The sequence below is a fragment of the Salinadaptatus halalkaliphilus genome, from assembly GCF_006543045.1.
Taxonomy (GTDB): Archaea; Halobacteriota; Halobacteria; order Halobacteriales; family Natrialbaceae; genus Salinadaptatus; species Salinadaptatus halalkaliphilus.
Genome location: NZ_RBZW01000035.1, coordinates 1 through 25,438, shown reverse-complemented (window position 1 = coordinate 25,438; position 25,438 = coordinate 1). Strand labels below are relative to the sequence as shown.

The following is a 25,438-nucleotide window of genomic DNA, read 5'->3' as shown; positions in this document are numbered from 1 at the left end:
CGATGACTCTGCTATCGACTGGCAGTTCACGACAGACGATGCACGCATCAAACTCCGCCAGCTATATCCAGCAAATCACGATTGAAGCGGCACTAGAGACTGAAACTCTCGAGAACGAATTACAACTGTTAGTACTTTCTCTCCTCCGGGATCACACCCCTGATCCCGCCTTCGGGATCAGACACGTCACCAGTGTATCGTGGGATGACGTGCCAATGCAGGTGGTCGATCGTCTGCCCTGCTGACTCACCGAGGTTCATACCCATGTTGTACCCATCGGGGTCGTGCTTCTGGTCGAGCTGGTCTTTCACCGTGGATGTGGCGGTCAACAGTTCGTCGCCCCAGATGTCGGGGATCGCATCGAACCTAGTCAGGTGCGCCCGGGGTATGATCAGGATATGGCCGGGGTTAACCGGGTACGCGTCTCGGAAGCCGGCCAGGTGCTCAGTTTCGACCATCAGTTTCGCCGATTCGTCGTGAATGATATCACAGAACGGGCAATCGGGGGCGCGTTCGTATTCCATTGGTCGGGTGATGGACCAGTACGAGGATAACTGCTTGCTTTGCCCGTGACTCCGTAATCGGTGATGTTTCGAGCATACCCGTTAGACGGGTGTGCTAGCAATATTTATGCGCGTGGTTTTCAACGGAAGGGGTATGGGAGACATCGAAGGCCAAATCATCACAGCCGTACGACATCTGGCTGGTGACGATCACGATGGCTTGGTATGGACGGTTGATCTGTATGATAACTCTCTCGCTCTTGAACTGGGTGACGGGTCGCTGCTAATCTCCGTAGATGATCTCGAAGGAAATAGGCCGGGTGTATTCAATGCGAAAGGAGTCGACGAATGGGATGATATTGCTGGCTCGCTTATTACCGATATGTCTCCTATGTCTTCTGCAGCAATGGAATACCGTGGATGGAATAGTTCAGAAAACTATAGGCCGCTTGTGATCACACTCGACTCTGGTGAACAACTCTATCCCTCAGCTGACCCCGGAGGGAACCAACTGGGCGTACTGTTCCGTGTTAAGAACGGTGAGACCTTTATTGTAGACTTTGAGTCCGTAGACACATTGTAGAATGTGTCTCATAGAGAGAAGACGAGTATGATTATTTTGGACGGACGCCTTTGAGTTCACCTGGGTCACCAAGTGAGTCAATTAATCGAGATTCCCAATCTTCGGCGCCGGCACCTTGGACAATGCCTACAAGATCAAAGTCGCCTTGAGTACTGATTCCTTCATCTATCAGTTCGACACCTCGGTCGGCGTAGTCCAGTACTTCTTTCCAGATCTCAGATTCCTCGGTTTTCTCGCTTTCGACTTTCACCATTTGGTAGACTAGTTCGATACTCTGGCGGTGTTCTTCCGGGGTGATATCAGATACCTTTATGAAATCTTGACTTCGTTCTTCTGAATCAACCTTTTTTTGTTCACCTTGGAAGTATCCGTAGATCAAGCCGAGACTGAACAGTTCGTAGTTATATTTGAAGATAGTGTTATCCTCATCATCATCTTCAACCAAGCGTTTGTAGATATCCTGTCGAGCTGTTTTGAGGGTTCGAGCCATTAGTCATCCCCCGTGATCGTTTTAGCTGATAGCTCTACCTCATCGATTTGAGAGGATTCCTGATCGTCATCTCGATGATTGATCTCGTAGTGTTTAGAGGTCTGCTTGGCTATATGCTCTATGTCGCTTCCTTCCAGTTCGTTTGGTTGGTAGAGGATCATCACTTGATCACTGAAGTTGTGGTAGTAACCGAGAAGATTGTTCTTGTGTGTTGGATCCAAACGGCCGATCGGTGTATCAACCACTACCGGAGCGTTTCGGGTAGCGTATTTGCTTAGACCTGCAATGAATGCATACGCAATTATCTGCTTTTGACCCTCACTAGGTCGCTGTTCCGCAATTGAACGGGACGATTCTTCTGTGAGAACGCGGAGTTCGTAGTTCTCTGTGATTTTGAGTCCCCGGTAGTAGTTCGGTCGGTTCGTGAGTTTCAGGAATGTTTCAGAAGCATGTTCTTCAACCGTTTGACGTCGATTATCGACTAGTTCGCTACGGATATCAGACATAGCATCGCGGCACCGTCCGGTAAGGTCGATCAGTTTCTGATACCGTTCTTCTTCCTCAGATGCCTCTTTTTGTGACGAGATCCGTTTCCGCAAGGAGTCTCGCTCGTTGTTGAGTTCACCAACTCGTTTTTGATAGCTCTCGACTTCACTTTCTAATTCCTCAATTTCTCCCTCAAGTTTCTCCTCTTGGTCTTTGTAGTCTGAAAGATGCTTACGCTCGATTGTCTCGAGTTCCTGTTCAAGAGTTTCCTTGCGGTCTTTAAGATCGCTCTTACGAGTTCTAGCTTGGCGGATATCTTTCTGAAGACGTTGATACCTGTCAAGCTCTTTCCGAACACCAAGATTGAGCCCCTCACTTGCTCGGTCCAATAACTCCGCAATTTTTCGTCGCTCTGAGGAATGAAGTTCCTTATATCGATCGAGTAAATGATCACGGTGGTCTGAATCACCGTCAAGTGGTTCTCCACAGATACAGTGGTCGCGCCCTAGAACGTCATTGATTACATCCGCTTCATCGGTTGTCCCTTCCACATCGTAGAGTTGCTGAATAGTCCCGGCACAGACTGCTGCCATCAATGGTCCAGCTCGGCGGCGGAGTGTGTTCCTTTCGGTGAGTTTGTCATCGAGGTCCTTATTAACAGTCTGTAAATCTTCAGTAGCTTTTTCGAGATCCTTGCGCTTGTCATCTCCTTCCTCAATCGTCTCTAGCTCTGACTGGATGTCTTGAAGCTTCTGGCGTTTTGTACTAATCTCGCCCTTTGTCTCCTGTATTTTTCCGCCATCCCCGTTCGGGCCTTCCAGTTCTTCCTTTTTATCAAGTATATCAGTTAGGTCAGACTGGAGTTCTTCGACCTCGGCGACCGTAGACTCTACTTTCGCGTATTCACGTTCATAGTCCTTTTCTCGCTTCTCCAGATCCCTTACCGCATTTTCAATCTCTTTGATTCCTAGGACAGTCTCGATGGCATCTCGGACCTCTTTATCATTCGCTTCCTCGAACTTTTCAAGCTGCTCGGCATCAAAGAAGAAGAAATCAGCGACGTTCTCCGGAATGAATTGGTTAATGAACCGACTGTAATTATCCCGTCGGTCATCATTTCCTACAACTGTATTCCCATCAGCATCTGATACCCGAATGAAGAATTGGTCAGCTGACCGATCATCTTCGTTTGTCACCTGACTAAATTCGACACCTCGTTCAATGGTGTATACGTCTCCACTATCATCAACAAACGATATTTCTACCTTTGAAACTCCATCTCCATCGGTTGCAGCTTTCCGGTTGATAAATTGGTCACGCTGTGAACGCTCGTCGACTCCATGTAAACAATATTTGATTGCAGTATGGAAGGATGTCTTCCCGGTGTCGTTTTCGCCTTTCACCAACACCAATGGCTTTTCCTCTTGGGTATACGGTTCTACTTCAACCGTACCATAAAACGGCATGAAGTTCTCGAGTCTTATTCGTGTGATTTTCATATTAGTCTTCGCTCACGTGAGATTCAATAGCTTCTTGCACGTCTTTATGAATCGATGAGCGGCGTTCCATTCCCACTACTTGGCTTTCCGCTTCGTAGATCTCGGTCAGTAAATCAGCAGGCACATCGTGCTTCTGGGCATATTTTTCAATTAACCGATTGATCTCCCCGCCATCCACCTCGTCGTTGTATTCCATATGGGGACTAATTGTTCTGACCCCATCTAAACTTTTGTCACATATACCGACTGCTATTTCCGTTCCATAGTGAGTTCCGATATCTCTACTCCTCTTAGCTTGAAGAGGATTCTGACAAACCGTTCTCAAACGGGTCCGGTGCATCAGTCGTATAAATCAGTGTTTTGAACCGGTCTCCATAAGTTGCAAGTACCTCTGCGAGTTGTACTTCTGCCTTTTCGCCATTTCTAGCAGCGTCCGTGAGTAATTTTGCTCGACGAACTTCCTGTTTAACAAGCTTTATTGCAGTTTCATCGTCGGGTTGGGCGTTGATCCCGGGGAGAACCAGCATATCGTAAATCGCTGCATGATCCTTATTATCGGAGGTACGGAGCACTCGTCCTCTTCGCTGAATGAATTCACGGGTGTTAGTAGAGCTGGAGATGATAACGGCTGTTGGGCAGTCCGGAACGTCAACTCCCTCATCCAAACACTTGATTGCTAATAGATAATCAATAGCTCCTGTTTCGAACTTGTGAAATGCGGAAGCCTGCTCATCTGCTCGGTCCGAGACGTATACGCCGTAACTCTTGTTCCGGTGTTGCAGTTCCTGTTCTAGTTCATCTATCTGGCTATTATCTTCACAGAAGACGATAGCAGGTGTTGGATGGTCGGTATCGAGGAACGCACCAAACCGGCTGGGCTTTCGGATAGCACTCTTTTTAATTTGGGCTCGTTGTCTGAGAATTTGCTCTCGACGGTGATAAAGGTGCTTTGGCGGGGATTCAGAAGATTTGAGTTGTGCCTCGATACTTCCAAGTTGGTTAGTGTATTCCAGATATTCATCAAACTCCTCCGTAGTTAATTCACAGAGTAATGGGTGATAGTCGTACTCTGCCAGATATCCATTTTCGATGGCGTCTTGTGTGCTAAATCGAAACGGTTCATGGTTGCCGAAATAGTCGTAAATGGCCTGAGTTCCTTCTTCGTCCCATTGTCTATTTGGTGTTGCTGATAAACCGAGTCGACGTCCCGCCTCAATTTCTAGGGCTTTGCGGAACTGAGACGAGCCTATCCCATGCACTTCGTCGATTATGATTTGCAGTCGTTTAGATGGGATGTGGTCAACTGCTCGCCGAAAGGCATCGCTGGATGCTGTGTGTGGTGTCGTGATGATGACGCTTCGATCCTCCTCAGCAATCTCATTCAAATCGCCGATACGGTATGGATCTACAATGCTCAGTATCTTGCTGCGCCAATCCTCTCGACCTGTACACTCGAGAACCGAGCTATCAGGACCGAATACATCTGGCAATTCATCCAACCACTGGTCAACTAATACCTTAGTTGGAACTATAATCACTGTAAGCCGGGTATCAGCCTGTAATCGGGCTGCTCGGAGAGCTGTATAGGTCTTTCCTGTACCGGTCGCCATAGCGAAGATACCCTTGTAATCATGGGATCTCCACCAGTCGATCGCATCTTCCTGATGAGGCCAAAGATCTTTTTGATCCTCTTCCGTATAGGTATCCCTCCCTTCTTCAGTGAGAAATAGGTTGATTGCTGGCAACCCATCAATAGTATCAGGACTTCGTTCAGTAACACTTTTTTCTACAGCATCTGGCAAGTTGTAGACATCTACTTCAGGATCTTCGTTGTTCCACAGTCGGTCAAACGCATCCTGTTTATCCTGGATCCGTTTGTCTTCATGGCCTATCCACGAACGAAACACCTCAAATGATTCATAATTATCTGTCCAACCCGACTTGGTCTCATTAATAGACCCGGTGAAAGCCATCCGGTTGCGATCCTGATCTTTGATTATACCGATCTTCTCGTGATATAATCGATAGGGGTTTTTCTGTTTATCTGCAGGCATATAGGCAACCTTGATCTCAAGATAGCCTTGTTCAAGCATCCATGCTAAGCATTTGAACCGATCTGTCTGGAGATACTGATCTACATCTTCTCCTTCTACTTCTCCCTCAATCCCTCTTTTCAGAGCATTTTCAAATACTTCTGTATTCTCGACAGTGTCGGTATACTCCTTAAGCACCTCTAAGTCATGGTTGCTGAACCGGGGACTAGTAAGAAGACGCATCCGTCCCCCATTCTCAATGAGTCCGGCAATACCCTTACCCGCCATAGCAAGTGACTTGCTATCGAAAAAACCAGCTGCACGATCATACTGATGGGCTACCGACAGACAAGGAATATAAAACCTATCCAGTAGCTCTCCTCCCGTACGATAGCTTCGCTCAAGAGAAAGATCTGCTAACGACGACGGTATCCTATTAGAGGCCATTAATTTCCTATAGGTAATCCATCGTGCTGTCCAATAAATACTTGGTGAGAGAAATCTACGATTGAAAGCATAGCAGATCTACTCCTATAACCAGAATCTGTTTGATAATGGGTGATAATGACACTGACTAAACCGGAGTTCTACTTTCGCTTCGGTTTCACAATCTTATAGGGGTAGGACAGTATTAGATAGAACAATGGGAACTCGATCGAGCAGTGATGAGAACGAGCAATCGGACCCCCACAAAACCTCCGTGTGGGAGTACCGTTCCTTGGACGATATCTATCAAGAGATCCGAGAGACATATCTAGCAGATAGTCGGCCCTGGGTCATCGGTTACAGTGGTGGAAAAGACTCCACAACAACTGTTCAACTAATCTGGAAAGCGATTAGTGATCTTCCAGAAGATAAACAAACTAAGCCGATATATGTTATCTCTAGTGATACCCTGGTTGAGACACCGAAGATCGTCAACCATATCACTAATTCATTACAGAAAATAAATGAGTCCGCTGAAAATGAGGATCTTCCTTTCTCAGCTCAGAAGGTATATCCAGATGTGGATGATTCGTTCTGGGTCAATCTTATTGGCCGCGGATATCCAGCACCGAACCAGACCTTCCGCTGGTGCACCGAGCGACTAAAAATTGATCCCGCAGATAACTTCATCATGGACAAAGTTTCAGATCATGGTGAAGTGGTCGTCATCCTGGGTGCCCGGAAGTCGGAAAGCGCTACCAGAGAACAAGTAATGAACCTTCACAGCATTGAGGGAACCAACCTTGCTCGCCACTCGAAGTTCGCAAACGCGTTCGTGTATACCCCGATTGAGGACTGGCTAACCCAGGACGTGTGGAAGTATCTATTGAACGACCCATGCCCATGGGGGAAGGATCACGATGAGCTAGCAGCACTCTATAACGAAGCTGACGATGAGTGTCCAATGGTGATCGATACCAGCACACCCTCCTGTGGTAACAGCCGTTTCGGCTGTTGGACTTGTACTGTCGTTGAAGACGACAAAGCAATGGAAAACATGGTTGATGGAGGTGACTTCTGGATGCAACCGCTTCTCGAGTTCCGTAACTTCTTGAAATCTACCCAGGTACCGGAACAGAAATCCAAGTACAGGGAGCCAAAAGGACGTCAACATGGCCGTGTAAAAGGCAAAACCAATGGTGGAGACGGTATCATTCCCCGCTCATACAAGCATGAGTTCCGAAAGGATCTTCTCCGGAAACTTCTCGAAACAGAAAAAGAGGTCAATGAGCTCCGAGACGATGATGAAGAGTATCTTGATCTCATCCGGGATGAAGAGCTAAAAGAGATCCGGCGACTCTGGCGCACCGAGGAGGCTGATTGGGAGGACTCCGTGCCAAAAATATATAATGATGTCATGGATGATGACCTTGACTGGGTCCATGACGATCTCGGTTCGTTCAGCACTGAAGAGGCTGAAGTATTAGAAGAGGTCTGCGTACAATATGATGTTCCTGAAAAACTTGTGAAGCGACTTCTCGATACGGAACTTCAGCATCACGGAATGAAGCGCCGTGCTGCGATCTACAACAAGATCGATAAGATCTTCCGAGAGGACTGGCGGTCTATCGAAGAGATCACTGACGAATATGAGAGTGAGGATCCCAAGAACTGGCAGTACGATGTCGAATATGAAGAGATGATGGGGCAACTCGATAAATGAAGCTCAATCGCTTAGTTATCACTGATTACGGGCCGTACAAGGGGACAAACGAGCTGACCCTCAGTACGACTAACGACGAGCCAATCGTATTGTTTGGCGGAATGAATGGTGCTGGGAAGACAACACTATTTAATGCAATTCAGATCTGTCTTCATGGTCGGAGTGCGTTTGAGGGCCGCATCAGCAGGCAGGAGTACCATAGCCGAGTCAGATCGAAGCTTCATTCGTCAAATGGTGAGAAAGCGGACAAGGCGTCTATCAAGCTCGCATTTGAGTATGGAAATCTTGGGGACACTGAGGAGTACGTTGTAGAGCGGAGTTGGCGAAACCGTGGTAAGTCTCTTGAAGAATCGCTTAGCATCATGCGAGATGGGAGTAAACTCACTGATCTTCGTGAAGACAACTGGGAGGACTTCCTGAAAGAGCTTATTCCTCCGGGGATTTCACAACTCTTCTTTTTTGATGGTGAGAAGGTGCAACAGTTAGCGAGTGCGATTGAAGAAGGCGACGATTTCGAGGAAGCACTTCTCTCGCTCCTCGGTTTAGATCTGGTGGAACGCCTTGACGCCGACCTCTCAATATATCTCTCAAGTAAACTCGATGAAAGCGGTCACGAAGAAATCGCAGAGGAAATTGAGTCTCTCAGACACGAAAAGGCCGATCTTGAAGCAGAGTACGAGCAACTCGAGGCAAAAATAGATCGGCAACGCCGTGAGATGGACGAGATCACGGAACGCATCGAAAAGAAGGAAACCAAATTAACACAAGAAGGTGGTGCGTTTGCAAAAGAACGTGATTCCCTGAAAGAACGGCGAGAAGAACTGGACGACGAGATCGATGACCTCGAAGAACAAATTCGGGAAGTCGCGCGTAACGCCTATCCGTTCGCACTCGTTCCGGAGCTTTGTCAAGAGGTTGTCGACCAACTCAAATCCGAGCAGAAGGCGGAAACAGAGGCCGCAGCAAAAGCACGAGTCGTTAACGAGCTTGATGAACTGACGGCAGATGATGAACTATGGACTGATTTCGATATTCCAGACGAACAGAGGTCTGATGTGGTCCAAAGATTGCAGCTCGAACTGGCAGAGAGATTTGAGCCAGATGGCGATTCTGAACCAAGGCTTTCGAAGGATTTCTCCGATCGTCAGCAAGAGCGGATGCGCAGAGTTGTTGATGATGCTCTCAATGTAGTCCCGGAGGAGCTCCAGAAACTGACTGAAAGGCTTGAACAGCTAAATCGAGAGCGACAGGACACTGTTCAGCAGTTACAGCGTGCTCCTGAACAGTCTGTAATATCACCGATTCTGAAAGACATTAACGATCTTAATCAAGAACAGGGGAAGCTTCAGAACAAGATTGAGCAACACGTAGGCCGGTTAGAAACGCTTGAGACAAAGATTGGTCAGCTTGAGAGTGACCTCCAGAAAAAAGAGGACCAACTCGAAAACTTAGAAGATGTCTCCGAACGTGCGGAGCTTGCAGGGCGTACTCGAAAAGCTGTACAAGATTATCAAGAAGCACTGGTCCGGAAAAAGCTTCAACGGCTTGAATCGGTGCTAACTGATCGGTATCTACAGCTCACCAATAAAAACGAACTCTACGACAATATCATCGTAGACCCTGATGAGCTTACGATCGAGATCGAGACGGTAAACGGTAACCGGAAAGATCAGTCGGAGTTATCTGCTGGTGAACGACAGATCTTCGCGACAGCGATGCTCTGGGCACTTGCTGAAATCTCTGACCGGCCACTCCCCTTCATTATTGATACACCGCTCGGACGACTTGACAACGAACATCGTAGCAACCTGGTTGAACGGTTCTTCCCTGCTGCGTCACATCAGGTTCTGCTGTTCTCGACTGATACCGAAATCACTGAGGAGTATTACGACCGTATTAGTGATGACATCGCCCATGAATACCATCTCCAACATGGCAATTATAGCGGTCAGACAGAGATCAAGCCAGGATACTTCTGGTCCGATCATGACGATGAGACAGAAATAGCCGAAGTAGAGAAGAACTCCCAAAAACGTCTCCCAACGAACAATGAGTAAAGACCTCAACCGCGTCCAGATCGATGAAAGTGTCAGTTATAAGCTTCGGAACCTAGGGAAAGCAACTGGTATGACACCAAACTATATTGCCCGGATCGGTCTGACCTACTCGCTCGGTGAGGATAGGCCACCCAGCATGGAAGAGTACGATAAGGAAGGAAAAGAGTTCAACCGTTACACGCTTTTAGGAGATCATGATGCGATGTACATCGCACTTGTTAAGAAGCGTATGTTAAACGAAGGATATGACCCAGAAACGGAGTTGGAAGATTACTTTCTCGCCCATCTCAACCGCGGGATCGAAACGCTCTCCGGGCGAACAAGCGATCTTACCGATCTCTATGACTTGATTCCAGGAGAAATTAAGGGTAGTGAGGTGTCAGCGTCGGAATCATGACTACAGACTCCAGTCGAGAAGTGTATCTCGATCATCACGCTACAACACCAGTGGACAAACGGGTTGTAGAAGAGATGGAGCCCTACTTCACCGAACAATACGGTAACCCGGCCAGCAAAGCTAACCACTCGTTTGGGCACTCCGCCAGTAACCGGATTGAACGGGCCCGCGAACAGGTTGCTGAAGGAATCGGTGCACGTACTGGTGGAGAGCCTGTCGCTAAATCAATCATTTTTACCAGTGGTGCGACTGAATCTGATAATCTTGCGGTTAGAGGACTGGCTGAACACGCGCAAAAAAACGATATTGGTTCACACATCATCACCTCCAAGATAGAACACGAGGCGGTCATTGAGCCATGTAAGTATCTGGAAGAGAGAGGTTTTGAGGTTACATATCTTCCTGTCGACGAGTACGGACGAGTGGATCCGGTAGCAGTGCAGAATGCGATTCAGGATGAAACATTTCTGGTCTCAATCATGGCTGCGAACAACGAGATCGGAACGATCAATCCGATCAAGGAGATCGGTTCTATTGTCGACGATTATGAGGGGGTCTGGTTCCACACGGATGCTGTGCAAGCTATCGGGGCAATTGATATCGATGTAAACGAAATGGCGGTTGACCTGATGTCGATATCAGGACACAAGATCTATGGCCCTAAGGGAATCGGTGCTCTCTATACAGACCTCAAAATTAAGAACAAAATCGAGCCACTCCTGCTTGGTGGTGGCCACGAGAGTGGGAAGCGCTCAGGAACGCCGAACGTACCTGGTATTGTTGGACTGGCTAAAGCACTTCAGTTAGCTGTGGAAAATCGCGAAGAACGTGTTGAACACGTCGAACATCTTCGTGATCAACTGTGGAACCGTCTCTCCAACGAACTTGACAGCGTTGTTTTGAATGGCCATCCTGAGGAACGACTCCCCAATAATCTAAATGTGAGTTTCCCGAACATAAATGTCAAAGAATTGGTTCGTATGTCGTTAACGGACTATGGCGTAATGGCTGCTCTTGGTTCAGCATGTGCAAGCGGTGAAGACGCTTCACATGTATTAGAACAGATCACGGATGATCAAGATCGTATCAAAGGGGCAGTCCGCTTCGGGCTTGGAAAAGACCTTACTGAGGAAGATATAGAATACGCTGCTGATACAATAGTCAACGAAGTAGAATTAACAGAGTCTATCTTTGGATGAGAACCAACGAGGACGTTCGGGAAATTGCCACCCAAGCTACTGATCAGATTTTCTGATCACAGCAAGAGCGAACTGACAGTCAGTAAGTGGTATTTCATATTCCATGGGTGCAACACTGTCAAAAACAGGAAAGGTCCCTCGGTTTGAATAGTGGTTTATACTTCGCCACTGTAATCGATATTTGGATCGTATGAAAACGGCGCATGACCATGGTCAGAACCGATAAATTCTGTCTGCCGGACTTTGAGGCGGAGGAACAATTCATCTGGGTGGTCTTGCATCACGATCTTTCTGGTCACCTCATCAGATGCGTACCGATGTAATCGAAACAGCCTCGAGAACACTGTTTTTCCTTTGAGTTGCTCTATCTCCTGTTCATTCGGTGCTTCACCAAACAAACTCACTCCTTGATCCGCGAGATCAGCTTCCTGCTCGCTGAGGTTGAGGGGAGGGGGGGGGGTGTGAGGGCCGCCGTATTCGATCCCTTTTGTTTCGCAGAGCGATTTTATTCTAGAGGTAGCGTCCATCACAATCTCCCTCTTGTCGCTAAAAAGTACGATCTGAACGGTTTGCATCGACTTTCATCTCAGGAATGATATTCTGGAGTGAATAGTATTGTGGCCATTGGTATCTCTTCGAAGAGTCTCTTCACCCGTGCAGTCCCTTAAAAGTTGATTTGAGACACTTATCTTACCGAGTTTGGGGTAAGCGTGAGGTTCAGATAGTCTGTCTCTGCGAGGGAGGCCTAACTTAGTCGCAGACGCTCCAGAGTAGGGAGTTCCCCACCTTCCTACTGGTAACTTGACCTTCGGATTCGAGTGTCTGGAGACGCGTGTATGCTGTCCGCCGTGTGCAGCCGACAGTTTCGGCTATCTCTGAGGTCCCTGCCATTCCACCAAGAGTTTGGATGGCATCTATGAAATCAGAATCTGGGTAGCTTGTCGTATACTTCCCAGATTCTTCCTCTCGATCTTTCCCCGGCACAGTAATCGATTCGTAGACATCACCTATGTAGGTGATGGGTTGGTATCCATTTCCCTAGGAGGAGATGGAAAACACTTATGCCATTACACGATGTAGGAGATGGTGTAGAAGCTCGGTCCCAGAGGGGCGTGGATTCAGCGAAAACGCCCGAGTGCTAGAGACACTCGGACTGGGCTTCACACAGGACGTGAGAACCCATGGAAAAATCAAATCCGTCGAAGCAAGAGACTGTCGATGACCAGCTCATTGAAGACATATCACAATTAGAAGGTTTTGCGCTCGGGGAAGGGGCCGCGGTTTGTGAAGTCTGCGGCGAAAAACTGCGGGAAGGCGCACCGATCGTCGCGTTCGCCTTCCGGCCGGTCGATCAACCGGCCTTTGAGATCGGGCATGTGAAATGCATTGATTGTCGGCACGAGCCGACGGAGTTCTTTACGCTCGGCGTGCGCGAACTCATCTTAGAAGGCCGGATCGGTACGTGCAGCGATCCTGCGACCCAATCGTCGTGGCCAGTACTACTGGCTCCACAGCCGCGTGCTGTGAGCCCGGCAGATGCGACTACAGTGCACCCACTGCCCGGAAGCACGTGGTTCCGCCGACCGATTGCGCGCAGTGACGTGTTCGCTGCTGCAGACTACGAATCGACGCGTAAGCCGTGGCAGCGGCCGGTGGTGCGGGCCGACAATGCGAACCTCGATAGCACATCCGAACCCGAATCGGATTCGACGAGTGACGAAACGGCCGAAACCACTGCCCCACATGCTGCCGATGGTGGCCGTCGGGGAGAGGTGCAGTAACAATGCACGAGGAGCAAGACGCGCAGGCGTTCGACGCGTCGCACCTGGATATCGATTTCGACTTCCCACGTCCCGTCGACGAGTCGTCGTTCCCGGATTTGTACGTCGGCCTCGACATCAACTTACTCGCACCAGGTGATGGGATCGTCACGGACCGACATCATGCCTCTGCCGACCGCTATGAGGCTGACGACCCGCAAAATCAGATTGCTGGGCAGATCTCACCATTTACACTGTCGGGCTGGCTGCGCCATGGGTGTGAACGAGTGGTGCAGGCTGCGGGCGCGACGGCGTGCCATCCGGGCAACGCCGATGGCGACTACATGCTCGCGGACGTGTACGAGCGTGATCTGGATAATGGCTACCACGAGAAAGGGTCATGCGTCGAAGACGACGACGCGGGCTGTGTGATCCACGACTTGTTCGGCGGGTTCGGTGATCGGGCTGGCCGGGTGATTCGTCACCCGATCCGGTTCTCACCCATCCGCCGCCAAGTCGACGTCACGAAGGGCGAAGCCGAAGCTCACTACCGGCAACTCAACACACAGGTGCGCTCGAGGAATGCTGAGGATGAGGGCCAACCGTTGCGGAAAGCTGAGCGTGACGTCGTCGGGAACCTAGTTGGGACGTGGCGACTCACACTCCGCGAATTAAAACCCGAATATGTGGGTCTGCTCGTCGAGGCGATCGAGTACTTGGATGCCCACAGTGATGAGTACGAGATGCAACTTGGCGGTGCGCGTAACTTCGGGGCTGGCATCGTCGATGCCGAGATCGTGAACCCGCTGTACACGGATTCGGAGCTCCGACGTGTCTACAATCGCGCGCAGGATGCGACGAGCGGGATGGATACGAAAGACGACATCTGGCGTGAGCAGTGTCGTGAGGAGTTCGTGCGGGCGTTGCAGGCGCGGGTGGCTGCTCGTGATGGTGACTTGCCGATGCCTGGTGGTGAGTCGGCATGACTGGGTCGGACGATGGGTCGTCTGGATCCGGCGGTGAGAGTGACGACGAAGCTGTGGACGCGGATGCGGATCTTGATGCAGTTCACCCGGTCTCGACGTCGCTCCGGTCGGTCCAACATGGAGGGCGCGAGACGGATGCGTCTGCGGATGCTGCTGAGGAACAATCGGTCGGTGACGCCCCGGAGATGGATCCGGATGGGTTGAATGAGGTGCAGCCGGTTTCGTCGGAGCTGCGGTCGGTACAGAACCGGGTTGGTGTTGGCGAGATTGCTGATGCTGGTGATGATGGTGAGGCGGGTGCGTCGGATGCCGACGGGAGTAGTGGTGGCGATGACTGATTCGGCGGCGGCAGGCGCTGGTCGTGAGCCGGCTGACAGCGAGGCTGTGACGGACGTGACTCCGATGCTCGCGGTGTATCGCCATGATGTGCACAAGCTGCGAGGCCGGGCGCACGAAGCGGCTCGTGAGCGGGTTGCTGGCGTGCGGGTGAACGAGACGGTGCCGTTGGGTGCGGATCGGGATGCGGCGATGCTGAGTCGCCCGCGTGGCGAACCAGGACAGACGGTGGCTGCCCACGCGTCTCCACCTCGGTTGTCGCTGCTCACCGGCGACGTGGTGATGACTGGGTCGCTGGGTGCGGATGGTCGTGGCGCGGCCGTGCGGGAACTGGTCCGCATCGAGGATCCGGTGGCGATGCACGCGGCGTGGTTGTCCTCGGACGTAGCGTCGCTGTTCAACGAGTCGCTGTACTATCCGTACACGTCGCTGAAATACCATACGCTACTGGCGGCGGCGCTGCTCGACAACTATCGTGCAGGCGTCGGGTTCGAGGAGTTGTTCCTGGCGGTTGAGGACCCGGACGGGCCGGTGACGCCACACCGGACGGTGCTCTCGATACCCGAAATGCAACTGTGCGTGACTGGCGAGCCGGGTGACCGCCCGGCAGCGCGGCTTGGTGATGGGCCGGCGCGGTGCTTTGCTGACGTGTGGGCACGCCTGCCCGAACACCCGTTCGATGTGGATGGCGAGCGGCGCTGGCGGGTGTTGGATGCGCAACTGCGGCGCATCCGATCGTGGTCGGCGGCGCTGCAGTACGTTGAGGAGTATTGTCGGCGTTTCGATCTGCGGAGTGGTGCGGGTCTTGGGGGTGAGAGGTGATGCTGGCGGGTTCGGGGTGCAGTGGTGGGTGGTGTGGTCGTCGTGGCCGGGATGCGGGGCGTCGTAGGGTGTGGGCGGTGCTCGTGGTGGGGCACCGGTCACGCCGAGCGGTGGCTGCTCGTGTGGCAGGCTGTGGTGGGCGTGCCGCTACGAGTGCCAGTGAGAGAGTCCCTGTCCCTGAGTGTGGTGAGCGAGGGCGACCGTCGGGGTGCGTGGTGGCGTCCCGACGGACCAGCTCGCTCCCTCGCTACGTGACGGCGAGTAGTTCTGTTCGGCCGCTGCGACGGGTGAGTGCTCGTCCCGGTGCTGGATTGCGAGTGCGGAGTACACTGGAAACACGGTGTGTCCCTGGTCGAGGAACACTTGAGATGAGGTGTGCTGGGTGTCGGCTACGTGGTGGGACGCATCTGTACAGAACGTGGAGTGAAAACGGAGAGGGATGTGAATGACTAGTATTCAGCAGGTGTTGTTCGAGTTGGATGGGTCGTACCTTGGGCACCCGTATTTCGTGACGGGGAACGCGTTGTTCAACGCGATCACGCGGCGTGTGGATGATGAGGCCGCTCGAGCGTTGCACGTGAGTCACGGTGTGTTCGTTCCGGGTGAGTACGGTGAGTACCCGGCGGCGCACTCTCAATCTGGGTACGCCGGGAAGCTCGGCCAGTCGCTTCCCGACGTCGAAACGTATGATGATTTGTTCGTGTTCCGGGACGTGGCCCAGCGCTGGTTGTTGGAGTCGCGGCCGCGGGATGCGCATAACGTGCATGACCTCGAGCGCCATGGTGACCGGGTCGCGTTCGCGCCGGCGTGTTTCTTCGGGCGACCGGCGGAGCAGCGGAATTCGAAGCGGTCGGTGCAGTGGTTCGTGCACTGCTACCTGCACACGGATCGTGGTACGGACGACGTCCTGCCACTTGCTGAAGACGTGCTTGACGGGATACGGGTCGGCGGGGCGCGCAACTACGGGTTCGGGCGATTGTCGCTGGCGGACTCGCAGATCGTTGATCTCGATGCGCTCGACTACGGGCGACTCACGGATGCGGCGTCGGATGCGTACGTGCTTGAACTCGTGTCGCCGTACGTCCTGTCGAGTGCGTGTCCCGGTGCGGATGACCAGTCGGTGCCGTGGTGGTGGGATGCGAGTCCGGAAACGCCGCCGATCGGGACTGGGACGGTTGCGACGGATGGGCGGCGTGATGACGGGTTGCGCCGACGGGAAACACGGCTCGTTGACGGTGGGGAGACATATCGAGTCGAGACGGCCGATCATGGGCAGGTGGTCGGGTACGCGGGGAGTGAACCGGTGGCGACGGCGCAAAACGGGGTGGTGCGCGTTGGGACGCACGCGAAGTACGGCTTCGGTGAGTTCCGATTGCGGCCAGCGAGTGTGGACCGCGTGCCTGGGCGTGGCGCTGTTGAGGGAGTCGCTGGAGGTGAGATGTGATGTCGGAGTTGACGTTGGTTGCGTTCGATATCGAGACGACTGGGTTCACGGTAGATGATGAAGTGACGGTCGCTGGGTTCGCGCTCCCACTAGGTGTTCGAATTTTCGTTCAGACTAATGGTCGAGACATCGAGGGTGTTTCGGAGGTCGTCCAGGACCGGACGGAGTGTCACGTGCAACTGTCGACGCACGCGTCTGAGCGGGCGTTGTTGGAAGCGGTCGGGGAGTTCTCAAGTGACCGATTGGCTGGTGATGACGTGTTGCTCGCGGCGTTCAATGGTGAGACGTGGCGATCCGGGTTTGACCTTCCGTTCTTGCGGACGCGACTCACGCGGACCGACGTTGCGTGGCCGTTCGATGAGTTACCGTACACGGATCTGCTCCCGCTCCTGACAAAGCGGTTCAACACGACGGTTGGTGAGGATGAGTGCCGGGATCTCGTCGGTGTGTACGATCTGTTGTGCGGCGGGTCGGCTGGTGAGTTGGATCCGTTCGCGGAGAGCAGTGAAGCAGTGTCGGCGTTCGAGACTGGTGAGTTCACGCCGCTCGTGTTCCATAACGCGGCGGATGTCCTCAGGACGAGAGAGTTAGGGTTACTCGCGGAGCGGTACTGTTCGAAATCGGATTTCAAGCTGAAGTCGTTGACCTCGACGAGGTACGGGTGAGGAACGGTCGTTGAGCCGTGTTGGGTTGTGAACTGCGGATTGAAGCGATACACCAGCAGGTAGCCATCGAGCGGTGTGGAACCGTGCATAATCGATAGACGCAGTACGTAAGAATGGTAGATACTGACCGACGATCTCACGACGAAGCGAGTGGCGAATCGGCAACGAACGAGGACACCAGAGTGCTTGATCCGGACGCGTGTCATGAGACGGTTGATCCGGAGACACGCGAGGCTGTGCTGACAGAGTACGGTCACAAGTGCCAGCTTTGCGGGCGGTGCGGGCCGAAGGCAAACGGGTTAGCTAAGTTGCACGCGCATCACATTGAGCGGAATCCTGAGGACGTGGACGTGCACGACCTGGAGAACCTTACGCTGATCTGCCGGGCGTGTCACAGTTGGCATCACCAGCAATCGGAGCCGGAGGATGCCCCAGTGGACATTACGGAGGCGGATCTCGCTGTCCTGTTACCGCAAGACATCGAGATCCTGCAGGTCCTCGCGGATGACGGGCCGGGACGGACGGGTGGTATCGCGGGTGAGCTGACGGCGGACTTGTCGGTCGCAGCGGTTCGAGAACGTTTGTGGGTGCTGATGGGGCTTGATAACCGTGTGGAATCACGTGACCGGCAAATCGTCGACAAAGACGTCGAGACGGGTGAGTGGGGGTTGACCGAGCAGATCGAGAACTCGGCGCGTGGGCACATTCCGGACGATCAGCAACTGTTGTTGCAACGCATGGAAGACGAACAAGTGCGGCGAGCGTTGGAGCGCGGATGTAACCGGGATGACGTGACGGGCGTGCTCGGGATTACGCGGCGTACGACGTTCAACAAGGCGAAGCGAGCGTACGCGTATGACTTCCCGCTGGACGCGTTCGGTCGCGGTGGGCGGCCATCGGCAGACACAGGAGCGGACCAAGACGCAACACAAGAGCTGATGACGGACGAGGGCGACGAACAGCAACGGCTTGATGCAGTTGCTGAAGAAGACGAGTCGCTGGGTCGAACTGAAACGTGGGGGTCTCCTGAGTCTGGGTCTAAGGCGCAGTCCGGTGATGTGAACGAGCAGCGGACGGACCGAGTAGCAAGTGATGGTAGTGGCAGCAACGAGTTACAAGAACATCTCCGGCAAGCGATCGACGCGTTACAAGAGGTGGACGAAGCGCTGTAGCTAGTGAAAGAGGTTAGCAGCATTTCTATATATCAATCCCACATTGTTTTACTCCGGTTACTAATTATTTTGTCATATTTTGTTACCTCTCTGGATAAGAGCGAATAGTGACATAAAACTTTTGACCTGAACATGTATTTGGCTTGGATAAGGGCTATTCGTCCACACTGGGGTGGCAATTGATGGAACAGACGGGCCATACGGGGATTGTTGTCGGGTTAAGTTCGATGGCTGTGACTGGATTTGTTCGTCAGCAAGTCCGAGACCGGTATGATCCTAATGCGACTTCTCCACCTTCGTTCTCGGAGCGACTTCATGAGCGAGCGCCTATTGCGATTGCTGGACTCGGTTTCACTGGACTGAGTACCAAAATCGCTGCTGGCTTCGATACTTGGGAACTAAAGTTACTCTCAGATTCAGACTCTGATCTCCAAGTAACTCAGCAACTAGGCGGCCACCGATCATTACACTCTCTGCCGTATATGGGAGCAGTCTATCAGACTGCTAAAGTAGTGAAACATGGAGCGGTAAAGTTCGGTGAATGGTTGGGAGCAAAGCTCCAAGTCCCTGACCGAGCAGAAGCCATTACTTCGCAGTTAGAGGCACTTGCTGACTGGGTCATCGATAGTTATGTCGCTGGGGTTCTCGGCCACCTGTTAGGCGATCTGCCGACATCAGGATACGGTGGTACTGCCTTGCGACTCATGGCACCACTGTCTGACCGGAACTTCTCGCTGGGTTGGATCACAGCTGACTCGTCACTGAATACTACGTTCTGGAAGTGGGGTTTTGCAGTTGCAGGGGCGTCATGGGCTACCACGGGAGCGTACGTAGCGAGTTGGAAACCGCCCGAAACAAAGGTCCGAGAGTACTTTAGTAAGCTTCGTGAGCGTGAGAGTTTCAGTGAAGTCGTCGAGACAATTGAAACTGACATCGAATACTTGTTCATGCAGTTGCTTGACGGTATCACTGAGGAATTCTGGGATCTCCCATTATTCAAGAGTCAAGACGGCGGCAGCGAGACAGGAGTTAATCGGGTTTGGTTCCAGCAGCATATTGACCCGCAACGGGTCTTCAACCTTGCTGGATATGATTCAGAGGTCCTGGTAGAGGAGGGACTCTGGTCCGATGAACTTGAGTCCACAGGTGGATCTGCCCTGATGTCTACGAGCACAGATCGGTGTGGTGTTTCCTTATCAACTGACCAATCTGCTGATCCGCTCGTCAGGGTCACACTGGAATCTGGAGCTAGTCAACCTGATTCTACGCTTGTTACTGCTAATGAGTCTCCTGGCAAGGCATTAACATGGTCAGGGGATGGCAATACCCTTGGCTTATTCAGAGACGACCAGTTGGATTCAGAGGGAATCCCGCTTTCGACAGGGTCTAAAAATGAGACATCGCTGACTGCCGAGGATGAAACCAAGGAAAGTGAGGTACCGCTACGAGACAACTCTAACGAGGAGTAACATTCTGTTCAGAGCCGAAAGTACTTCTCAACGTTCGAGACCATTTTCCCATGGGTAGTTACGCGTTTGAGTGTCGATGGTTCATCATAGAGAAGACGACTACCGGACAGATCAACAAGGACAGGGAGGAGGAACGTGTCACCATTTAGAACCTCACCAGCAGCACGTTCGGCACGAATTTGCATGGGCTTAGTCACTTCCTCAGCAACAATTAGAAGATAAACACGCTCCGAATCAAACCGTGATGTTGAGTTGATACTGAGGCCGTCGTAAATGTCGCGGGCTGTTTTGAGTTCAGCTTCAATCTCGTCAACAACTGGCTCATCTACATGATCCACGATCACGACTTCGTAGTGTGTTCCCGTTGATGCCAATCGATTTGTTTCTCGTGAGTATACATCTGGGACCGGTGTGTAGTCAGTAGATTGGAATTCATATGCTCGCAGTTGTTCATCGATCCTCTCAATGTATCCGGCGGTATCCATCGTGTTTTGTGATGAGACAGTCATACATCATAGGAGTTTGGTGAGACAGAGTTCTCTTTCCGCAGCCGTTGCTGCTACGCATATGAACATGGACACCAGTTAGCCAAAAATTCTGATAAGACATGTGTATACCAAGAGACCCATAGACGAACTCACAAAAAGTTGATTTCGACTTCTCCTAGTCATGCCAGAGTTGAACTTTTGCACAGAGATCGACAAGCGGCTGAATCTGTTGTGGGCAAAATTCTAGGTCCATTGTCTCAGTGGTATTGTTCAGTTCGACGGTAACTGTCTCGGTTCCTGTTTGGGTAATTACGTACGAGAGCGTACTGAGGTTGGATTCGACGGACTGGTTCACCTCTCGCCCGTTCGACGTTGAGGCGCGAGTACACTCTAACGTATAGCATAATGCCAGCACAAACTCGGAGAATGAGTCGATCTCGTCGTCGTTGAGTAGTAACGAGATCTCTGTGTCGGCAACGATCTTCCGCACGGTGAACTTACTGATGTTTGAGTTGCGGACATCGATGCTGAGCTCGAATGTGTCTCCAGGCCCCTCATTAAACCAATCGGAAAAATAGGGAAACCGGTCCTCTAACGCCACGATTTCGCGCCGGTCTTCAACGTCGTCTCGGTGTTCGCTGTATTTGCTCTGGATTTTGCCTTTAAGCCATGATTTGTAGGTCTCCCGGACGCCTAGTGACGCTAAGGAAAGGTTGAGGTGGAGTTCTTTCTCACGACTCCACTCTGGGAGGTCATCAGTCTCCTCGCACGTCCCTGACTCACTCGGGAATTCAGCCAGCGAAACTTGATCGTCAACGTGGTTCGGGAGCACCGCGATGAGATCGGCTTCAGTAATACCAAGATAGTCACCGACTGACGGGTCCGGGGATGACGCCTCACCGTGAGCAATGCTGTACGGCCAAACTGGGATTGGGTCAGGGAGTTCGACATCGTCGTAATCGGGGCGAGTACCGACGTAGTTTTCCTCGAAGAGCCAGAGTACACTGGTGTAATCGGCGAGATAGCTGGCAGTCGTTTCCGTGAGATCCTTCTGTTCGTTTCGGTATTGTACCTCAACAGCGACTTCCTCTCCGAGAGGGAACCGTGGTTGCTCGAATTTGACGAAGACATCAGCACGACGCGGGATGTCGTCAGTGATGAACTCAACGTCTATCGATGCGTTGGGATACTCGTCTTTGAGTTTTTCAACCGCAATCGATTTCATCCGGAGATGGAGAGCGGATTCACCACTACAAGAGTGGTCTGGCGGGTGGTAGAAATGCCGAGCAGTAGAGGAGCCTTCACGAACACGAAGGGGATCGTCACAGACAGGGCATTGAACCTCTTCGTCATCACCGACGTTGATCGGGATTCGCGGGCGGTTATCAACCGGGTCAACCGCAATGAAGGGCATCGATGTGACTAATGGAGTGTTAGACTATATATATTTAATCGAGGATACGTGGATTCAGGATTGAGCCCTTCGATAATCTGTTAGTAGAGCTTAGATAGCTTTCAAGGAGTGACTCTAATCTTTCCGGCGATTCAGTAGATAGTCTCATATCAAAATCTATTGACAACACCTATTTGAGTCCGTTCTGAGAATAGGTTCTATGAGCATCACGAGTACAGAACAGGTGTTTATCGAATCTCTTCAAGAAGAAAAGCTGGGGCTCTCTGAATCTTTTACACGTAGTTTGGACCTGCTGGCAACCGGATTGTTTACCAGACAAGGGCAATTTTTCTACGAACTTATTCAGAACGCCGAAGATTGCACCAAAGAGGGTGAAGAGACGACTATAGAAATCATCCTTCGTCCCGATGCGGTTATTTTCCGGAATAATGGAGAACAGTTTTCTAAGGAAGATATCAGAAATCTCTGTGACGTCGGGCGAACTCAGAAGAAGTCTCAAGATGAGAACATCGGGTTTTGGGGTATTGGATTCAAGTCAGTTTTCCGGGTAACCGATAGTCCACACGTCCTCTCTGGGGAATATCAGTTCAAATTTGATCGAGAATATTGGCAAGATGACGGTGTCGACAGAACTCTTGATGAGATTCCATGGCGCGTGACCCCTATCTGGGTTCCTGATTCACCGGTTGAGTCGTCCGATGATTGGAACACATTTCATCTCCCATATATCGACGACAGCTACAAGCAGCGCGTTTTGGAAGGGGTTGATCAACTGGAAAATCGACTGCTCCTGTTCTTGGAGGATATCAAGGAGATACGCGTAGTAGATGAATTAGAGGATGAGGTGGATCGGAGCAGGGAAATGGCAGTCACTTCGAGATCCGAGGAACTGGAGGGTAGACTTATTGAACTCAAATCAAATGAACGGTGGTGGGTCTACGAGAACGTCTTTGAGGTTCCTGAGAGAGTAAGTAATGATAAGGTAACTCGTGAGCGGAAAAGAGAAAATATTGACGCACGGCCCGCTCGAATCGCCCTTAAAGTTGACGAAGATGGGAATCTCGACCATTTGACTGAGGGGAGCGTCCACGCGTCTGTTTTCTCGTTCTTACCGATCCAAGGACTCACGAGCGGAATGCCGTTTATGATTGATGCTGATTTGCTTACTGGAGCAGGACGAACCAAACCGCACGAGGGTGCCGCTTGGAACTCGTGGATGATGGAAGAGATTGGAGAGACACTCATTCCGAACGCGATTGACCAACTCAAAAATCACGATATCTGGAAATCGCAGTTCCAGAAGGCACTGCTTCCAAGTGAACGCCCGAAGGGCAACCTATTCCGAACTCTCGACACGGCGATTATGGAGACGGCACGACAATCAGAGATCATCCCCACTGCGAACGGTAGTTGGGTCACACCTGATAGTGCGATTCATCCAGTTGGTGATTCTCGTGAACAAGTTAGAGAAGTGCTGTCGGTAGAAGACCTCCGCGAGCTAACCGACCGAGAACTCACTGATGAGAACCTCGTGTTTCTAAAACGACTTCTTCGTGACCGGCTTGCGATTCGAGAGCTCGGGACCGACTCAGAAGATCTGCCCGATAGCGGTACAAACTTTGCAGAATTGGCTACGAATGAAGACTGGTTAGGGAAAAAAGCGACTTCTAAAGAGACACCTTGGTTCCGCTCATTCTATGAGCTACTCAATGAAACTCAAGGATTCGACGAGGATCTCAAAGAACGCAAAATTGTGTACACGGATTCTGGACTTGATCTCCCATCTGATGTCTATCTGTCGTTCTCACCAGACGTGGAAGAGATTATAGCCGAAATGAACGCCGAAGAGGTGTTTCCAACAATCTCTGGAGCAATAACCGATAGCAGCAGTGCGAAAAATTTCCTCGAAAGGCTTGATATAGACACCGTTGGGGCGCAGGATCTAGCCGATGACCTCGTTGATCATCCCGAGATGCTGGAAGCGATGGCTGATGAAGAAGATGTGACGGAATGGTTCCGAGAGCTCTACGTAGCACTCTCCAACAGCGGTCAAGCTGACCGACTCAGCGAGGTTCCAATCGTGTTTACTGGAGAGTCTGTTGTTAGGCCAGCCTCGGACACAAGCAGTGTACTCCTGCCGGCAGAAAGTGAACGGGTAAGTGAGATACTCAATACCGTTGGTAGCTCATTAACTGATGTCAATACGGTACCCGCCTCTATTATTGATCCAGATGAAGGCGGTGATGAAGCTGCCAAAAGTTTCCTTAGTTCTCTCGGAATTAACCAAGTCGCTCCTGACTGGGTTGCTCAAGACAAATTATTGCCGAAAATCACGGTGAGCGATGAATGGGAAAAAGAGGATGAGTGGCCTCTTGACACTTCTTCGTTAATTACCTACACTGGGGTTGTAAACGCGGAACTTGATGCCGAACAAATTGATGAAGAGATAGTCGCCCTAACTAATGATAACGACGTAAAGCCAATTAGCGAAGTCTACTTGTCTCCGACATATAGTGCTGCCTACGACACAACCTCACTTCTTGATGACCCAGTGGTGAACTCAACATATCTTAGATGCGAATACGGAGGCGGGTGGGGTTCGTTCTTCATTGCCACCGGAATACAATCAGAAGCATCTGCCTCTGCCCTCCAAGATGCACTATCGAACCTCAAAGACGTGGATATAGATGCGGAGGCAGAGTTGAAGAATATTTACCCCGAAATCACGGAAGATATTGGGACAGAAATCGATGCAGACGAGCTCGAATTGCTGACCGAAGCTAATGACTTTGGGAAAAGTGAGGGACTGTTTATCCCTGATGAGCCGGTTGCTCGACGTGTTTTTGATGACGAACACTTCGTTTGGCTTCCAGAGAACGGTGAATCACAAGACGAATGTCGTGTGGGAGCACAACACCTCGGAATTCCCTCAGCAGCTGATGATTTTGAGCGACATTTAGAAAGGGGAGATCCGATTGACGAGGTCGTTGATAACGAGGTTGAGCAACGAATCCAGAACTACTGGGGACGAGTTTCGAGCGATGTCCCTGAACTTTCCTCTGACGCTCCAGAGATCGTGTGGATAGAGCAAGTAAGATCCAGATACATTCTGGGAGATCATTCAAAGCCACAGACAGCGAATCGTTGCTCGTACTATGATGGTGATACCCTCTATCTCACCAGAGAGTTTGGCCATCGGTGGGATGATCTAGCAACAACTCTGCTGGAGAACGTGGATATTGATGTAGAACCCAGTGAGATTTCCTCGAAGTTTGTGCCAAGTGTAGAGGATGCTGCAATCTCAGAGGTTATCAAATACGAAACAAAGCGCGGTCGGGAAGCCAAAGGTATTCGAGAAGATCAAGAAGAACACAAAGGTTACGACGTATTTTGCCTTGTTTTGCCGCCGAATGACGACAGTCTCAGACGCTCTCACGGTTATCTTCCGTCAGATTAACTGGGAAATGGACGCCGTCTGGCGATATG

Annotated in this window: 23 protein-coding genes; 14 read left to right on the top strand and 9 right to left on the bottom strand. The window is 51.3% G+C overall.

The features are described 5' to 3' along the window. Window positions 1–128: 128 nt before the first annotated feature. On the bottom strand, window positions 129–524 hold the full coding sequence (locus tag D8Y22_RS13675; RefSeq protein ID WP_141465263.1) for an HIT family protein: 396 nt from the start codon (window positions 522–524) through the stop codon (window positions 129–131). A gap of 133 nt (window positions 525–657) precedes the next feature. Here D8Y22_RS13675 and D8Y22_RS13670 point away from each other — a divergent pair, with 133 nt between their 5' ends. Then, window positions 658–1,086, top strand: a complete 429-nt coding sequence (locus D8Y22_RS13670) for a hypothetical protein (RefSeq protein ID WP_141465262.1) — start codon at window positions 658–660, stop codon at window positions 1,084–1,086. Between the two features lie 31 nt (window positions 1,087–1,117). Here the strand turns inward: D8Y22_RS13670 and D8Y22_RS13665 are convergent, their stop codons facing one another. The 4 genes from D8Y22_RS13665 to D8Y22_RS13650 all read right to left on the bottom strand — a co-directional run bounded on the left by D8Y22_RS13665 (window position 1,118) and on the right by D8Y22_RS13650 (window position 5,837). Next, on the bottom strand, window positions 1,118–1,576 hold the full coding sequence (locus D8Y22_RS13665) for a hypothetical protein (RefSeq protein WP_141465261.1): 459 nt from the start codon (window positions 1,574–1,576) through the stop codon (window positions 1,118–1,120). After that, window positions 1,576–3,561 (bottom strand): AAA family ATPase, encoded by a 1,986-nt coding sequence (locus D8Y22_RS13660; RefSeq protein WP_141465260.1) that lies wholly within the window; start codon window positions 3,559–3,561, stop codon window positions 1,576–1,578. The genes D8Y22_RS13665 and D8Y22_RS13660 overlap by 1 nt, the downstream gene beginning before the upstream one ends. Window position 3,562: 1 nt before the next feature. Further along, a complete protein-coding gene (locus D8Y22_RS13655) occupies window positions 3,563–3,757 on the bottom strand; it encodes a DNA modification system-associated small protein (RefSeq protein ID WP_141465259.1) in 195 nt (64 codons plus the stop codon). Window positions 3,758–3,851: 94 nt separating this feature from the next. Next, window positions 3,852–5,837 carry a DEAD/DEAH box helicase family protein gene (locus tag D8Y22_RS13650; RefSeq protein WP_342781898.1) on the bottom strand — a complete coding sequence of 662 codons (1,986 nt, stop codon included), beginning with the start codon at window positions 5,835–5,837 and terminating at the stop codon, window positions 3,852–3,854. Window positions 5,838–6,237: 400 nt separating this feature from the next. On the opposite strand from D8Y22_RS13650, the gene dndC reads away from it, so the two are divergent. The 4 genes from dndC to D8Y22_RS13630 are packed head-to-tail and all read left to right on the top strand — an operon-like array spanning window position 6,238 to window position 11,396. After that, window positions 6,238–7,743: a DNA phosphorothioation system sulfurtransferase DndC gene (dndC, locus tag D8Y22_RS13645; RefSeq protein WP_246084443.1), complete on the top strand. Its 1,506-nt coding sequence runs from the start codon at window positions 6,238–6,240 to the stop codon at window positions 7,741–7,743. Then, on the top strand, window positions 7,740–9,800 hold the full coding sequence (dndD, locus tag D8Y22_RS13640; protein ID WP_141465257.1) for a DNA sulfur modification protein DndD: 2,061 nt from the start codon (window positions 7,740–7,742) through the stop codon (window positions 9,798–9,800). The genes dndC and dndD overlap by 4 nt, the downstream gene beginning before the upstream one ends. Then, the gene (gene dndE, locus D8Y22_RS13635; RefSeq protein WP_141465256.1) at window positions 9,793–10,197 is read left to right on the top strand and encodes a DNA sulfur modification protein DndE; all 405 of its coding nucleotides are present in this window, start codon (window positions 9,793–9,795) and stop codon (window positions 10,195–10,197) included. Before dndD ends, dndE begins: the two co-directional genes overlap by 8 nt. Beyond that, on the top strand, window positions 10,194–11,396 hold the full coding sequence (locus D8Y22_RS13630) for a cysteine desulfurase family protein (RefSeq protein ID WP_141465255.1): 1,203 nt from the start codon (window positions 10,194–10,196) through the stop codon (window positions 11,394–11,396). The genes dndE and D8Y22_RS13630 overlap by 4 nt, the downstream gene beginning before the upstream one ends. Window positions 11,397–11,551: 155 nt before the next feature. Here the strand turns inward: D8Y22_RS13630 and D8Y22_RS13625 are convergent, their stop codons facing one another. Further along, window positions 11,552–11,971: a hypothetical protein gene (locus D8Y22_RS13625; protein WP_141465254.1), complete on the bottom strand. Its 420-nt coding sequence runs from the start codon at window positions 11,969–11,971 to the stop codon at window positions 11,552–11,554. 606 nt (window positions 11,972–12,577) lie between these two features. On the opposite strand from D8Y22_RS13625, the gene D8Y22_RS13615 reads away from it, so the two are divergent. The 4 genes from D8Y22_RS13615 to D8Y22_RS13600 are packed head-to-tail and all read left to right on the top strand — an operon-like array spanning window position 12,578 to window position 15,300. Continuing rightward, window positions 12,578–13,177: a hypothetical protein gene (locus tag D8Y22_RS13615; protein WP_141465252.1), complete on the top strand. Its 600-nt coding sequence runs from the start codon at window positions 12,578–12,580 to the stop codon at window positions 13,175–13,177. 2 nt (window positions 13,178–13,179) lie between these two features. After that, window positions 13,180–14,142, top strand: coding sequence for a hypothetical protein (locus D8Y22_RS13610; RefSeq protein ID WP_141465251.1), 963 nt, complete (start codon window positions 13,180–13,182; stop codon window positions 14,140–14,142). Next, the gene (locus tag D8Y22_RS13605) at window positions 14,139–14,480 is read left to right on the top strand and encodes a hypothetical protein (protein ID WP_141465250.1); all 342 of its coding nucleotides are present in this window, start codon (window positions 14,139–14,141) and stop codon (window positions 14,478–14,480) included. Before D8Y22_RS13610 ends, D8Y22_RS13605 begins: the two co-directional genes overlap by 4 nt. After that, window positions 14,473–15,300 carry a hypothetical protein gene (locus tag D8Y22_RS13600; RefSeq protein ID WP_217350888.1) on the top strand — a complete coding sequence of 276 codons (828 nt, stop codon included), beginning with the start codon at window positions 14,473–14,475 and terminating at the stop codon, window positions 15,298–15,300. The genes D8Y22_RS13605 and D8Y22_RS13600 overlap by 8 nt, the downstream gene beginning before the upstream one ends. A 147-nt stretch (window positions 15,301–15,447) precedes the next feature. On the opposite strand, the gene D8Y22_RS13595 is transcribed toward D8Y22_RS13600, so the two are convergent. Further along, window positions 15,448–15,630, bottom strand: a complete 183-nt coding sequence (locus tag D8Y22_RS13595; protein WP_141465248.1) for a hypothetical protein — start codon at window positions 15,628–15,630, stop codon at window positions 15,448–15,450. A gap of 115 nt (window positions 15,631–15,745) precedes the next feature. Here D8Y22_RS13595 and D8Y22_RS13590 point away from each other — a divergent pair, with 115 nt between their 5' ends. The 4 genes from D8Y22_RS13590 to D8Y22_RS13575 all read left to right on the top strand — a co-directional run bounded on the left by D8Y22_RS13590 (window position 15,746) and on the right by D8Y22_RS13575 (window position 20,050). Further along, entirely contained in the window at window positions 15,746–16,744 is a 999-nt protein-coding gene (locus tag D8Y22_RS13590) for a hypothetical protein (protein ID WP_141465247.1), read from the top strand. Further along, on the top strand, window positions 16,744–17,409 hold the full coding sequence (locus tag D8Y22_RS13585; RefSeq protein ID WP_141465246.1) for a 3'-5' exonuclease family protein: 666 nt from the start codon (window positions 16,744–16,746) through the stop codon (window positions 17,407–17,409). Before D8Y22_RS13590 ends, D8Y22_RS13585 begins: the two co-directional genes overlap by 1 nt. A gap of 182 nt (window positions 17,410–17,591) precedes the next feature. Next, window positions 17,592–18,581 (top strand): HNH endonuclease, encoded by a 990-nt coding sequence (locus D8Y22_RS13580; RefSeq protein WP_394348212.1) that lies wholly within the window; start codon window positions 17,592–17,594, stop codon window positions 18,579–18,581. A 182-nt stretch (window positions 18,582–18,763) separates the two neighbouring features. Continuing rightward, the gene (locus tag D8Y22_RS13575) at window positions 18,764–20,050 is read left to right on the top strand and encodes a metal-dependent hydrolase (protein WP_141465244.1); all 1,287 of its coding nucleotides are present in this window, start codon (window positions 18,764–18,766) and stop codon (window positions 20,048–20,050) included. 8 nt (window positions 20,051–20,058) lie between these two features. Here the strand turns inward: D8Y22_RS13575 and D8Y22_RS13570 are convergent, their stop codons facing one another. Next, window positions 20,059–20,535, bottom strand: a complete 477-nt coding sequence (locus tag D8Y22_RS13570; RefSeq protein ID WP_141465243.1) for a hypothetical protein — start codon at window positions 20,533–20,535, stop codon at window positions 20,059–20,061. Between the two features lie 178 nt (window positions 20,536–20,713). Continuing rightward, complete coding sequence (locus tag D8Y22_RS13565; RefSeq protein ID WP_141465242.1) at window positions 20,714–21,952, bottom strand: competence protein CoiA family protein; 1,239 nt, start codon at window positions 21,950–21,952, stop codon at window positions 20,714–20,716. Window positions 21,953–22,151: 199 nt separating this feature from the next. On the opposite strand from D8Y22_RS13565, the gene D8Y22_RS13560 reads away from it, so the two are divergent. Continuing rightward, on the top strand, window positions 22,152–25,409 hold the full coding sequence (locus D8Y22_RS13560; protein WP_141465241.1) for a sacsin N-terminal ATP-binding-like domain-containing protein: 3,258 nt from the start codon (window positions 22,152–22,154) through the stop codon (window positions 25,407–25,409). Window positions 25,410–25,438 lie beyond the last annotated feature (29 nt).

What these genes read in the sequence shown, in the direction of transcription:
- D8Y22_RS13675 (WP_141465263.1), bottom strand. Translation starts at nt 524, where the DNA reads ATGGAATACGAACGCGCCCCCGATTGCCCGTTCTGTGATATCATTCAC.
- D8Y22_RS13670 (WP_141465262.1), top strand. Translation starts at nt 658, where the DNA reads ATGGGAGACATCGAAGGCCAAATCATCACAGCCGTACGACATCTGGCT.
- D8Y22_RS13665 (WP_141465261.1), bottom strand. Translation starts at nt 1,576, where the DNA reads ATGGCTCGAACCCTCAAAACAGCTCGACAGGATATCTACAAACGCTTG.
- D8Y22_RS13660 (WP_141465260.1), bottom strand. Translation starts at nt 3,561, where the DNA reads ATGAAAATCACACGAATAAGACTCGAGAACTTCATGCCGTTTTATGGT.
- D8Y22_RS13655 (WP_141465259.1), bottom strand. Translation starts at nt 3,757, where the DNA reads ATGGAATACAACGACGAGGTGGATGGCGGGGAGATCAATCGGTTAATT.
- D8Y22_RS13650 (WP_342781898.1), bottom strand. Translation starts at nt 5,837, where the DNA reads ATGCGTCTTCTTACTAGTCCCCGGTTCAGCAACCATGACTTAGAGGTG.
- dndC (WP_246084443.1), top strand. Translation starts at nt 6,238, where the DNA reads ATGGGAACTCGATCGAGCAGTGATGAGAACGAGCAATCGGACCCCCAC.
- dndD (WP_141465257.1), top strand. Translation starts at nt 7,740, where the DNA reads ATGAAGCTCAATCGCTTAGTTATCACTGATTACGGGCCGTACAAGGGG.
- dndE (WP_141465256.1), top strand. Translation starts at nt 9,793, where the DNA reads ATGAGTAAAGACCTCAACCGCGTCCAGATCGATGAAAGTGTCAGTTAT.
- D8Y22_RS13630 (WP_141465255.1), top strand. Translation starts at nt 10,194, where the DNA reads ATGACTACAGACTCCAGTCGAGAAGTGTATCTCGATCATCACGCTACA.
- D8Y22_RS13625 (WP_141465254.1), bottom strand. Translation starts at nt 11,971, where the DNA reads ATGCAAACCGTTCAGATCGTACTTTTTAGCGACAAGAGGGAGATTGTG.
- D8Y22_RS13615 (WP_141465252.1), top strand. Translation starts at nt 12,578, where the DNA reads ATGGAAAAATCAAATCCGTCGAAGCAAGAGACTGTCGATGACCAGCTC.
- D8Y22_RS13610 (WP_141465251.1), top strand. Translation starts at nt 13,180, where the DNA reads ATGCACGAGGAGCAAGACGCGCAGGCGTTCGACGCGTCGCACCTGGAT.
- D8Y22_RS13605 (WP_141465250.1), top strand. Translation starts at nt 14,139, where the DNA reads ATGACTGGGTCGGACGATGGGTCGTCTGGATCCGGCGGTGAGAGTGAC.
- D8Y22_RS13600 (WP_217350888.1), top strand. Translation starts at nt 14,473, where the DNA reads ATGACTGATTCGGCGGCGGCAGGCGCTGGTCGTGAGCCGGCTGACAGC.
- D8Y22_RS13590 (WP_141465247.1), top strand. Translation starts at nt 15,746, where the DNA reads ATGACTAGTATTCAGCAGGTGTTGTTCGAGTTGGATGGGTCGTACCTT.
- D8Y22_RS13585 (WP_141465246.1), top strand. Translation starts at nt 16,744, where the DNA reads ATGTCGGAGTTGACGTTGGTTGCGTTCGATATCGAGACGACTGGGTTC.
- D8Y22_RS13575 (WP_141465244.1), top strand. Translation starts at nt 18,764, where the DNA reads ATGGAACAGACGGGCCATACGGGGATTGTTGTCGGGTTAAGTTCGATG.
- D8Y22_RS13570 (WP_141465243.1), bottom strand. Translation starts at nt 20,535, where the DNA reads ATGGATACCGCCGGATACATTGAGAGGATCGATGAACAACTGCGAGCA.
- D8Y22_RS13565 (WP_141465242.1), bottom strand. Translation starts at nt 21,952, where the DNA reads ATGCCCTTCATTGCGGTTGACCCGGTTGATAACCGCCCGCGAATCCCG.
- D8Y22_RS13560 (WP_141465241.1), top strand. Translation starts at nt 22,152, where the DNA reads ATGAGCATCACGAGTACAGAACAGGTGTTTATCGAATCTCTTCAAGAA.